The 11,654-nt window shown below is 58.8% G+C and carries 12 protein-coding genes; 6 read left to right on the top strand and 6 right to left on the bottom strand.

Translation table 11 applies throughout. From position 1 onward, the window contains the following. Positions 1-6: 6 nt before the first annotated feature. From AC0V6Q_RS09065 to AC0V6Q_RS09050, 4 genes are read right to left on the bottom strand one after another with little or no spacing between them, the layout of a single operon-like run. Positions 7-420 carry a protein tyrosine phosphatase family protein gene (locus tag AC0V6Q_RS09065; RefSeq protein WP_486168065.1) on the bottom strand — a complete coding sequence of 138 codons (414 nt, stop codon included), beginning with the start codon at positions 418-420 and terminating at the stop codon, positions 7-9. Then, positions 420-839, bottom strand: coding sequence for a DUF6691 family protein (locus AC0V6Q_RS09060; protein ID WP_486168064.1), 420 nt, complete (start codon positions 837-839; stop codon positions 420-422). The genes AC0V6Q_RS09065 and AC0V6Q_RS09060 overlap by 1 nt, the downstream gene beginning before the upstream one ends. Beyond that, positions 836-1,285, bottom strand: coding sequence for a YeeE/YedE family protein (locus AC0V6Q_RS09055; protein ID WP_486168063.1), 450 nt, complete (start codon positions 1,283-1,285; stop codon positions 836-838). Before AC0V6Q_RS09055 ends, AC0V6Q_RS09060 begins: the two co-directional genes overlap by 4 nt. Next, complete coding sequence (locus AC0V6Q_RS09050; RefSeq protein ID WP_486168062.1) at positions 1,282-2,214, bottom strand: MBL fold metallo-hydrolase; 933 nt, start codon at positions 2,212-2,214, stop codon at positions 1,282-1,284. Before AC0V6Q_RS09050 ends, AC0V6Q_RS09055 begins: the two co-directional genes overlap by 4 nt. A gap of 72 nt (positions 2,215-2,286) precedes the next feature. Here AC0V6Q_RS09050 and AC0V6Q_RS09045 point away from each other — a divergent pair, with 72 nt between their 5' ends. The 4 genes from AC0V6Q_RS09045 (at position 2,287) to AC0V6Q_RS09030 (ending at position 6,098) form a co-directional block, all read left to right on the top strand. Beyond that, complete coding sequence (locus AC0V6Q_RS09045; RefSeq protein ID WP_486168061.1) at positions 2,287-2,961, top strand: peroxiredoxin; 675 nt, start codon at positions 2,287-2,289, stop codon at positions 2,959-2,961. Continuing rightward, the gene (locus AC0V6Q_RS09040) at positions 2,958-3,320 is read left to right on the top strand and encodes an ArsR/SmtB family transcription factor (protein ID WP_486168060.1); all 363 of its coding nucleotides are present in this window, start codon (positions 2,958-2,960) and stop codon (positions 3,318-3,320) included. The genes AC0V6Q_RS09045 and AC0V6Q_RS09040 overlap by 4 nt, the downstream gene beginning before the upstream one ends. A gap of 106 nt (positions 3,321-3,426) precedes the next feature. Then, a complete protein-coding gene (locus AC0V6Q_RS09035; RefSeq protein ID WP_486168059.1) occupies positions 3,427-3,897 on the top strand; it encodes a hypothetical protein in 471 nt (156 codons plus the stop codon). An 80-nt stretch (positions 3,898-3,977) separates the two neighbouring features. Next, entirely contained in the window at positions 3,978-6,098 is a 2,121-nt protein-coding gene (locus tag AC0V6Q_RS09030; protein ID WP_486168058.1) for a TonB-dependent receptor plug domain-containing protein, read from the top strand. Between the two features lie 166 nt (positions 6,099-6,264). Here AC0V6Q_RS09030 and AC0V6Q_RS09025 read toward each other — a convergent pair whose 3' ends face one another. Beyond that, on the bottom strand, positions 6,265-7,422 hold the full coding sequence (locus tag AC0V6Q_RS09025; protein WP_486168057.1) for a glutathione S-transferase family protein: 1,158 nt from the start codon (positions 7,420-7,422) through the stop codon (positions 6,265-6,267). A gap of 103 nt (positions 7,423-7,525) precedes the next feature. After that, positions 7,526-8,914, bottom strand: coding sequence for a DcaP family trimeric outer membrane transporter (locus AC0V6Q_RS09020; RefSeq protein ID WP_486168056.1), 1,389 nt, complete (start codon positions 8,912-8,914; stop codon positions 7,526-7,528). Between the two features lie 151 nt (positions 8,915-9,065). On the opposite strand from AC0V6Q_RS09020, the gene acs reads away from it, so the two are divergent. Both acs and AC0V6Q_RS09010 read left to right on the top strand, forming a co-directional pair. Next, positions 9,066-10,997: an acetate--CoA ligase gene (acs, locus tag AC0V6Q_RS09015; protein WP_486168055.1), complete on the top strand. Its 1,932-nt coding sequence runs from the start codon at positions 9,066-9,068 to the stop codon at positions 10,995-10,997. Positions 10,998-11,019: 22 nt separating this feature from the next. Further along, entirely contained in the window at positions 11,020-11,652 is a 633-nt protein-coding gene (locus AC0V6Q_RS09010; protein WP_486168054.1) for a response regulator transcription factor, read from the top strand. The last annotated feature ends 2 nt before the right edge of the window (positions 11,653-11,654 follow it).

Genomic DNA, 11,654 nt, shown 5'->3' with positions numbered 1-11,654 from the left:
GTTTTGTTAGCCGCCGAGCCGACTGGCCAAGGCGGAAAGATCGTATCCGGCGTCACGCGCCGCTTCGATCCGCTCTTGAACGTCAAGGTCATGCGGATTGGCGAGGGTTTCGAGTGTGATGGAGCGAGTGCCTGTCCGGCAGTAGGCAAGCACATGGCCGGGTGTGCCAAGGCGAATGGCCTTGAAGGCGGCCACGGCGGGATCGGGGAATTCGCCTCCGGTTACGGGAATATGGTGGTAGGCGAGGCCCGCCGCTTGCGCTGCATCGCGCATTTGCGAAGCGGTAGGCTGTCCGGGTTCTTCGCTATCCGGACGATTGCAGATGACGGCGACGAAGCCTTGTTTTGCAAGCGCGCCCATGTCCTCCAGACGAAGCTGCGGTGCGACCGCAAAATCCTCCGAGACTTTCCTGATATCCATCAGCTGCCTCCTTCGATAATGCGCATGACACCCATGCCGGCGAGCATTGCGACGACGAAAATCGCAGCAGACAGCGGCTCGATCACCAGAGCAGCGATGCCCGGCCCCGGGCACAATCCGGCAATGCCCCAGCCAATACCGAACAGTGCTGATCCGCCGATAAGCTTGACCGTCAGGTCGGACCGGTCAGGAAGCGAGAAATTCTCGGCGAAGACAGGATGCGCCATCCGCTCGCGAAAGCGCCATGCGACCGCCATGACAATCACCGCGCCGCCCATGACAAAAGCGAGCGTCGGGTCCCAATTGCCGAACACATCAAGGAAGCCGCGAACGCGTGCCGGGTTGGTCATACCGCCCAGTGCGAGGCCTGCACCAAACAGCGTTCCCGAGGCCAAGGGGGGCAAGAGGCGCCGCATCATCGCAGCACCTCGAGGCCGGCGGTATTCATAATCGCAACGGTTGCGATCCCGGCTGCTATAAAGGTCAAAGTCGCCACAATCGAACGCTGCGACAACCGGCTGACACCGCAGACGCCATGACCGCTGGTGCACCCGCTGCCCAGGCGCGTGCCGATACCAACGAATAGGCCGGCGATGACCAGGAATACCGGGCTGGCGAAACTCGCTTCCAGTCCTCCCGAAGCGAGGGCGACGATAGCCGCGCCAAGCGGAAGGCCCAGCAGAAACATCCAGGCGCTCGATCTCGACATACTGCTATCGCTGATGCCGGTGGCGCGCGCTGTGATACCGGACACACCGGCAATCCGGCCAGCGCCAAGCAACATCAATGCCGCAGCAAGGCCGATCAGAATGCCCCCACCAAGCCCGGCCAGCGGAGCTGCGTCAGGAAAGCCCGGCAGCATCATACCGCGTTAACCGGTATCTTGATGTAGCTGACGCCATTGTCCTCCGGCTCCGGCAGGCGACCGCCGCGGATGTTCACCTGCACCGAAGGCATGATGAGGTTGGGCATGGCGAGTGTCGCATCGCGCGAGGTGCGCATCTTGACGAATTCGTCCTCGCTTACACCGTCTTTGACATGGACATTCTCGCGCCGTTGCTGACCAACGGTGGTCTCCCATGCATATTCGTCACGGCCAGGTGCCTTGTAATCGTGGCATAGGAAAAGCCGGGTTTCGTCTGGAAGCGAAAGCAGGCGACGGATCGACCGGAACAGCTGACCCGCATCCCCGCCGGGAAAATCCGCGCGCGCTGTGCCGAAATCTGGCATGAATATCGTGTCACCGACAAAGGCCGCATCGCCGATAATGAAGGCCATATCGGCAGGGGTATGACCGGGGACATGCAGCGCGATGCCTTCGATTTTGCCAAGGCGGAATGTCTCGCCATCGTTAAACAGGTGGTCGAACTGTGACCCGTCCCGCTCAAAGTCGGTTCCCGCGTTGAACAATTTGCCGAACACTTCCTGCACCCGGATGATGTCCGAGCCAATCGCAAGTTTCCCGCCCAGCTTGTCCTGTAGATAGGGCGCGGCCGAGATGTGATCAGCGTGCGCATGCGTCTCGATCAACCAGGTCACTTTCAGATTATTCGAATTCACATATTCGATGATACGATCCGCCGAGCCGAAGGACGTGCGACCTGCGGCTGTTTCATAGTCGAGCACCGAATCGATGATCGCAGCCTCACGCGTCTCTGGATCGTGAACGACGTAACTTACAGTAAATGTCGCTTCGTCGAAAAAGCCCGCAATCGAGGGGCGAAGCGATTTTTCCGACTGTGCGCTGGCGATTTGGTTGGTTGCGGCCTGAAGGGCCATACCTGCATTGGACATCCCAAAATCCTTTGATTACATAAATTGTGTATATGTATTGCTTTCTGCGAGTCAAGTGCTAAGACGTTTGTCATGGACACAGATGACAATCGAACAGGGGGTTCTCGCAACCTTCGCATTGGCGATGCGGCGCCAGACTTTGAGGCCAGAAGCACAGTCGGCCCGGTCAAGCTGTCGAACTATAGGGAGCGCTGGCTCATCCTGTTTTCGCATCCGGCGGATTTCACGCCGGTTTGCACGACCGAATTCGTCGAATTGGCGCGGCAGGCGGATGAGTTTGAACAGCGCGATTGCGCGCTCATGGCGCTATCGGTGGACAGTCTGTTCTCGCACTTTGCCTGGCTGCGCCTGATCCGGGACCGGTTCGATATCGAAGTCCGCTTCCCGATTGTCGAGGACCCGACATTGGTCATTGGCCGTGCGTTTGGCATGGTCGCGCCGCAGGACAATGACAGCGCCACGGTGCGAACGACATTCTTCATCGACCCATCGGGCATTATTCGGGCGATGACCTGCTATCCTGCCAATATGGGCCGCTCGATCCCTGAAATGCTGCGAATGCTCGATGCGTTGCAGGCGATTGACGCTCAAGATGCTCTGGCCCCTGCAAACTGGCAGCAAGGGGACCCCTTGCTAAAGCCACCTACGCAGGATTTGGATGAAGTGTTCAAGGCGGGTGACGAGACCGGGTGGTTCCTGCGCCAGACCGGTAAAGGGCGCGAAACCGGCAAGGGGAAAGGCAAATGATCGAAGATGCCCCAATCGAGGAATTGAAAGCGATCGCGCACCCGCTGCGGTTTCAGATCGTCCAGCTGCTTAGAGGTGGTGAGCTGAATGTGGGCGAGATCGAACAGGCTTCCGGCATAGGGCAACCTGCGCTTTCCCAGCAGCTGGGTATCCTGCGAAAAGCCGGGCTGGTTGAAACCCGCAAGGATGCAAAGCTTGTGTATTACAAGTTGAATGATGATCGGCTGGCCGAATTGGGCGCTTTGATTGGCGGGCTGGATGCACGTGCGATTACCGCAAGCGTGACGGCCCGGAACGCGGCCCAGAACTCGGCCCGAACCCCGGCACCCGGCGTCGCCAATTTTGCGCGGCTTTCCTGAATTTTCCAATGGCCAGGCTGTGTCCGTCCGTTTTGGCGCATGATTGCCGTTGGCGCGTACGAACCGTGTTGCATTGTCTCTCGAACAGACGGTATTTGAGCCCTCGATGACACGCCTTGGGACCACGCGCCTAGTGACCCGCCTGTTTAAGGGCCGCCTGCTGCTGACGCTGGCTATGATGGCGCTTGGGATGAACGCCTTCATCCCTGCAGGTTACATGGTCGCGCCATCGTCATCTCACCTTTTTGCGGTGACGATGTGTCCGCAGACGAACCCTCTGGCCCGCGCCGTCGCGCATACAGAAGGCTCTGCGCAAGTGGGCGACATGGCCTCTGTCCACGCGGCGATGGGGCATCATGTATCTGCGCCAGATGACGATACACCGGCTGCGGGCCGTGCGGATGTTGATTGCGCGTTCTCGGCGCTGGCTGCTGCAGGGGACATCCCGGAACAGCCGCAATTCATTTTCTCTTTGATCGAGGCCTCGCTGGCGTCTGCAATACCGCTGCCGGCACTCGTCATCACGCGCGAAAGCAAACTGCGACCACCGCTGCGCGGTCCGCCCTCACGCGGCTGATCCCGACACAAAACCCGTTGCGCCGCGCGGCCTGAGGCCGGTGCGCGCGCCCGCGTGCAGTTCAAAGATACGAGACAATTATGAACCCCAAAGCTATTTGCAGGGTTGCCCTTCTGGCATCCTGCCCGATTTTCGCCGCCCAGCCTGTGCTTGCCCAAGACAGCACAGACGAAGCAGATGCGCAAAGTGTGCTGACCGACACAATCGTCGTCACCGCGGCGCGCTCCCAAAGCATTTCGAGAGATGGAATTGCTCCGCCCGAACAAATTGCCCTTCCGGCAGATGCCGTTGCCATTGCCGCGCGCACGCCGGGCGGCGCACTTGTTGGGAATGGCGCGCTGTCTGGCCAGCTGTCCTACCGCGGCCTTGCCGGTCAGCGAGTGCTAGGGCGCGTCAATGGGCAGCGCTTTTCAACCGGCGGACCCAATGCGATGGACCCGCCATTGCATTACGCGCCCTCTATCCTTGTCGAGCGGATTGATATCGCTCGCGGTGTTGCTCCCGTGCCGCAGGGTCCCTCTTTGGCGGGCGCTGTGAATGCACAACTGGTCGAAGCGCAGTTCACCGACACCAGCGACTTTGCACCGCAAGTCCGGTTCACCAGCCAGTATCGCAGCGTTGATGACAGTTATGCAGTGGGTGGCCTTGCCGCAATTGCCAATGAGACATTGCGTTTCGGGGTAATCGCCAGCCGCGAAGAGGGCGACGACTATGAATTTCCCGGCGGAACGGCAGTGGGAACATCGTTCCAGCGAAATCTCTACGGCGTACATGCGGGCTTTCAGACGGGCCCTGGCGAGCTTTATGTCGAATATCGCCGCAGCGAAACTGACCCCACTGGCAACCCGCCTTTTGCTCTCGATATCGTCTATTTCGATACCGACTTCATTCAAGGCGGTTTTCGCGGCGAGATCGCTTCTGATGTCCATCTCGACCTGCGTATGGGCCACGTCGCAATCCGCCATTTGATGGATAACCAGACGACACGCCAACCCGCCGCTGGACCAATGCGTGCTAGGGCAACCTTTGCCGATGCCGATACAAGCACCGCAGAGGCATCGCTGCGCTTCGGGTCGGGCCGCGCCTATCTGCAGATCGGTGCGGATGCGGAGCTTACCGATAAATTCGTGACGATTACCAATCCCACCAACACCGCCTTTTTCATCGATTCACAGCCCAATGTGCAATCCGAACGGCTCGGTGCTTTTGCGCAATGGCGCGGCGCGTTGGGAGCGGCGGAATTCGAGCTTGGCGCGCGCCTTGATCGCACCAGTCAATCAGCGGGAACTCCGCAATTGGGGGCCGCTGTTCCGCTGGGACCGCGCGTGCTTGCAGCGGCGTTCAGCGCGGCAGACCGCGGCCGTTCGGAGACGACAGTGGACACCGTGCTGCGCGCCTGGCTGCCACTTGGGGACATTACTCCGCGCATGATCTTTGCCCGCAAGGAACGCGTGCCAAGCCTGCTCGAACGCTTCGGCTGGCTCCCGACGGAGGCGAGTTTTGGTCTTGCCGATGGCAACATTTATGTCGGCAATCTCGATCTTGCCCCCGAAACAGCGTGGATCGCAGAGGTCGGTTTCGACCTTGAAAATGACGTGTTCTCGCTGCGCCCAACGCTGTTTTATCGGAGGGTGGACGACTTTATCCAGGGCGTTCCTTTCGACGCGACTATCGGCGTGATCGATAGCCCGGTCGAGATGATTACCGCGATGAATGGCGATACGACCCCGCTGCGTTTTGGCAATGTTGATGCTGAACTCTACGGCGCGGATCTGGATTTCAGCCTTCGTCCGATAGAGCGCTTCGAGGTGTCGGGCACGGCAAGTTACGTGCGCGCAAAGCGGCGCGACATTGACGATGACCTGTACCGGATCGCTCCTGCCAACTTGCGTCTTTCTGCGGTCTGGCTGGGTAATGGCTACTCGTTTGGCGCAGAGCTTTTCGCAGCTGCCGATCAGGACAGGGTTTCCGTCTCGAACGATGAAGAACCCGGCGACGGTTATGCGATCGTTGGCCTGTTCGGGCGTTATGAGGTTTCCGATGGTATCGCGATTGAGGCAGGCGTCGAGAACCTGTTCGATACGCAATACCAACCGCATCTTGCCGGACGAAGCCGCGTCGGGGCGTCTGATGTGGCTGTGGGTGAGCGCCTGCCTGGCGCAGGCATGGGCGGCTGGGTCAGGGTGAACGCCCGGTTTTGAACTTGCAATGGTGGCCGGAGCAGCTCTTGAGGTTGCTCCGGTCATCGGCATCACCGCCATCCGCTAATCGGTCATGGCGAACGAACCCTGGAAGAAGCTGTGCAGGCCAATCCGGGCAGTATTCCCTTGGACTCATTTATGGCGCAATAAGTGCCGCTAAACAGGTTCAGCTCTGGATTTCGCCCCAGACTTCCTGATTATCTGCCCGCTCAATCCTGCGGCTGGTGCGCAAGTCGAGCAGCGGCGAAAGGCCGGTAGCTTCGAGAGAACCGCGAATATCGGTTTGATCATCACCGGCCTGCCGATCAAAGGCATCCTGCATTCTTTGCAGCAGATAGAACCGATAAGGGATCACGACCGAGGCGATTTGCGTGCCGCGCCAGGTAAAGGGAGCGAGCCCCATACCGCTTTTCATCGACTTGTTGTTCGTGGGCGCACCGGTTTCGATCTCGGGATGGTCGGCAAGCCAGCTGTTCGCGCGCTCTACGTGAGCGATGATCTCGGGAAGGTAGTCGGCCGCGATGAATTTCATGATCGCGGTGAGTGTGTCTGGTAGTGTGTCGCCTGCAAACAGCTTGCCTTCGGATTTGGCCGTGGCCTCGTCCATGAAGGTCTCTGCCATGTTCAACCGTTCGACCCAGCGAAAAACATTGGGCGCGGTTTTTTGCATCAGGTGAAGCGGGGCCGGATCACGGCCAAGGTGGGCATACATCGCCCCGATCAGCCCATAGTCCGCAATTGTGGCATGGCCGCCAAGCATGAAAGGATGCGCGCGCAAATGCCGATCCATCAAAGCCAGGAATTCGCCATAGCTTTCCTCTACCAATGCGTAGGTGTCAGGATTGACGCCGAACACTTCGGCGGCTTTGCGCATGCGCCCGCTTGCATGGAGAAAGGCCGCATCTTCGGCTTCCTCGGGCAAACCATCGGGAAGGACGTCGCGAAATGTCTGCCGTATAAACGGCAAGTTCACCTCGTCGAAGTTCCAGCGGTAATGCATCGCGGGGCGCAGAAGACCGTGCGAACCAAACAGCTCGAACAGATGCGCGATCACTAGGACTTTGGGGTCGCCCGGATAGATCGGGTTCTTGCTGAAACCTGCCGTATCAAGATGGTCGATAATGTCTGCGCCGTCCTGGACAATCGCCCCTTCCGGCGTTTTGATAACCGGGATGATCCAGCGCCCGATCTGCGGGACAATAGTGCCGGTAAACTCTTCGCTGCCAGCCTTCACCTCGGTAAAGGGGACGGCGTTCATCCGCATGTAGGATCGCACGCGCGCCGTGTAGAGTGATCCCGCCATTCCATAGAGCGTGTAGGTCAAAGTGCAGCCTTTCCAGCCAAATGGCGCCGGTCATGTTTTGGCACAAGTAGTGCGAACACAACAATGGCGTCAATGCAAAGCCGTTTATGGAGATTGCGACCGGCTAGAAGTTGTATTTTGTCGAGAATTGAACGCGTTGCAGATTGCCGCTGCGTCCGTCTTCGAGGCTTCGTTCGGCATACATCAGCTCAATCCCGATATCGAGCGGCGGGACCGGGCTCCAGATGACGTTTGCAAAAGCGTTCCAGCTTTCATCTGTCACCTGGTCGGTGGTCAGGAGTATCGGATTGTCGGCCTTGAAATAGGCCCCGCCAATGCTCGAGCGCACATCGTCGCTCCAGACATGGCGAAAAGCGCCAAAGCCGGAATAGGTGAAAATGGGATCGAGGTTGCCACTGGCATCAATCGCGGCATCGTTCACGATGTTCAAACCGATATACCGGCCAAGCCCGTCACCGGCGGTGGCCATGAAGCGGAAATCATCCTTCTCGCCGACTTTAAGCTTGCCCGACAAGCTCAGGCCATAGGCGAAAGCGGAATCGTCCTTGGCATTGATATCATCGGTCGATGTATGGAGCTGCCGGACAATACCTGCGGCCGTGAACGATCCCCAATCCCCGCTCCAATTGTAGCGCCCGACAACATCGGGAAGCTGATCATCCCCTGCGAGCATCCGCGCACCTGTTGGCGATGTGACAGCGGTTTCGGGTTGCTCGAGCGCGATCTGGAGCCCGCCCTTGGTGTAGCGGATAAGGGGTTGGCGATCGAAGACGGTCCCCGGGGTCACACCGATAAAATCAAGACTGTCGGGAAGCGCGCCAACGTTCTGGAAGGTCGACCATGTCTGCCCAAAGGTCCAATTATCATATGAGATGACGGCCTGACGAATTCTGGGCACGAAGCTGTTGGAAATCCGCTCATTGCCGCCTTCGGTGACGTTAAAATCAAGCTCGATCAGGCCGGTAAGCTTATGCTCGGCCCCGACATCGGTCTCTGTCTTGAACAAGAAGCGCGTTTGGCGAGCGCTGAAATCGGTATCGAAGCCGGATGCTTCTCCGCCAACAGGGATGGCGACCGGTATCAGGAAATCGCGCAGGATAGAGTTGTTGGGCAATTGCCCGCCACTTGTGCGCTGGCTGATCGCGTCGAGTTTGACATATCCGTCATAGGTGATCCGCGTCTTGCCCACGCTAAACCCGTCGCCCGATTGTGCAGTGTTGGACGCAACCTGCTCGCTCAAGTCCTCTTGCTGTGATTGCAGCGCCTGTGTCGCGGCCAGGAGCTGGGCGCTTTGGGCGCGCATTTCCTCTTGCTGTGCGGTGGTCGAGCTTTGCTGCGTATCCAGCCGCTCGATCAATCCTTCGACTAACGCTTCCAAACGATCGAGGCGCTCATCAACCGACTGTTCCTGGGCCAATACCGGGCTGGCAGTCAGGCACGTTGCGCCTAGCAGAACGAGGCGTAGCCCGCGGCGAGTGTTGCGTGATGTCATCTTGTGATCTCCCCTCACAATATCTTTTCTGCTTTTCTTTTTGCAGGGGAGAACACGGCGCTGCTAGCTAGTCCTTAGTCGTACGACCTTTGTCTGAGAAACAGGTGACGCATCACTATGTATGAATGGTCCCGATCAAAGGAGAATAGGCATGCTGGAAGCTGTTGCGAGACCAAAAGCCGCCCACGCCCCGCATTGCGCGGGCGAGCAATATGACACGATGTACGCGCGTTCGGTCACTGATCCGGACGCATTCTGGCTTGAGCAGGCAGAGCGCCTTGATTGGGCGGTCAAGCCCACCAAAGGCGGCGATTGGTCCTTCGATCCGGCCCGTATCAAGTGGTTCGAGGATGGCCAGCTTAACCTGTGCCACAATGCGGTGGACCGCCATGTCGAGGCGGGGCGCGGCGATACAACGGCGCTCATTTTCGAACCCGATGATCCTGCATCGGAAGGGCGAACTCTTACATATGCGCAGTTGCAGCAAGAAGTCGTCGCCATGGCGAACGCGCTTAAAGCAATCGGCGTGACCAAAGGCGAGCGCGTTACGATCTATATGCCGATGGTGATCGAAGGTGTGACAGCCATGCTGGCATGTGCGCGCCTTGGAGCGATCCATTCGGTGGTGTTTGGCGGCTTCTCGCCAGAGGCTCTTGCAGGCCGCATCGAAGACTGCGGCTCGCGCTTTGTTGTGACCGCTGATGAAGGTCTGCGCGGTTCCAAACGTGTGCCGCTCAAAACCAATGTCGATGCGGCGTTGAAGCTTGCCGGCACACAAGGCGTCGAAGCTGTCCTGGTCGTCGCCCACACTGGCGCGGATGTTCCTATTCAAGAGGGCCGCGACCACCGTTTTGCCGATGTTGCCTCTGATGCTCCTGTGCCTTGCGAGGTTATGGATGCCGAAGATCCGCTGTTCATCCTCTACACCTCGGGTTCGACCGGGAAGCCAAAGGGCGTGCTCCATACAACCGGCGGATACGGTGTCTGGACCGCGACAACCTTCCATTACGTATTCGACTACCAGCCGGACGAAGTGTTCTGGTGCACCGCCGATATCGGCTGGGTCACGGGCCACAGCTACATTGTATACGGCCCGCTTATGAACGGGGCGACGCAGGTCGTGTTCGAAGGTGTGCCCAACTATCCCGACCATGGCCGGTTCTGGGATGTGGTGGACAAGCACAAGGTCAATATCCTCTACACCGCGCCGACCGCGATCCGCGCTCTTATGCGCGAAGGTGATCAATTCGTGACGAGCCGGGATCGTTCGTCACTGCGCCTGCTGGGCAGTGTGGGTGAGCCGATCAATCCCGAGGCATGGCGCTGGTATTTCGATGTTGTTGGCGACGGGCGTTGCCCCATCGTTGACACATGGTGGCAGACCGAAACGGGCGGCTGCATGCTGACGACGCTTCCCGGCGCGCATGATATGAAACCGGGGTCTGCGGGTCTTCCCTTCTTCGGTGTTCAGCTGGAGCTGGTCGACAATGACGGCGCCACTTTGGAAGGTCCCAATGAGGGCAACCTTTGTGTGACCCATTCATGGCCCGGCCAGGCGCGCAGCGTTTACGGCGACCATGAACGCTTCATCCAAACCTATTTTAGCACCTACAAAGGCAAATACTTCACCGGTGACGGATGCAAGCGCGACGAGGACGGGTATTACCGCATCACGGGGCGCGTGGATGATGTCATCAACGTATCGGGTCACCGCATGGGTACAGCCGAAGTCGAAAGCGCGCTGGTGCTGCATGATACGGTCGCAGAAGCTGCCGTGGTCGGATATCCCCATGACGTCAAAGGGCAGGGCATCTATTGCTATGTCACGTTGAACGCAGGGCTAGAGGGCTCGGACGAGCTTTACGCGGAACTTCGTGCCCATGTCCGCAAGGAAATCGGCCCCATCGCAACGCCTGATCACCTGCAATTTACCGACGGTCTTCCCAAGACCCGCTCAGGCAAGATCATGCGGCGTATTCTCAGGAAGGTGGCTGAAAACGATTATGGCTCATTGGGTGACACTTCGACGCTGGCCGATCCCTCGCTGGTTGACCGCCTGATTGAGGGACGCCAAAACCGGTAAAGGACGATTGGAAAGGCCCGATATGCAAGTTGTCATCGCCGATGATCATCCGCTTTTCCGTACGGCGCTAAGCCATGCGGTCAGCAAGGTCTGGCCCGAGGCCGGTATCGTTGAGGCAAGCAGCGCGGCGATTGCCCGCGAGGCATTGGCGACAGGACCGGTAGAGGCTTTGCTGCTCGACTTGCATATGGAGGATTCCAACGGGCTTTCGGTGCTGATGGACCTGCGCCAGGATTATCCTGCGCTTCCCGTCACAATAGTATCTGCAAGCGAAGAGCCCCGCGTCATCGCAGCAGCACGGCAATTAGGCGCCGCTGCCTTCATCCCGAAATCATCCAGCCTCGACATAATGCGCGATGCTCTTTCAGCGGTGCGCGAAGGGGATGGGTGGTTTCCCGAAACAACGGCTGACGATGATCAGGATCTTACCCAGATCGCGAGCCTTACGCCTGCGCAAAGGCGAATCCTCTCTTCGATGCGAGAGGGGCTTTTGAACAAGCAGATCGCCTATGACCTCGATATCAGCGAGGCGACCGTGAAGGCACATATCACGGCGATCTTCCGAAAGCTCGGGGTCAACAATCGCACACAGGCTGTATTGCTCGCTGCCAAGCTGGATGTCGATCAACCCCAGGCCGATGCAGCCACCGGATAAGC

This window comes from Erythrobacter sp. S227 (assembly GCF_057364925.1).
This window is presented reverse-complemented; position numbering and strand designations above follow the sequence as displayed.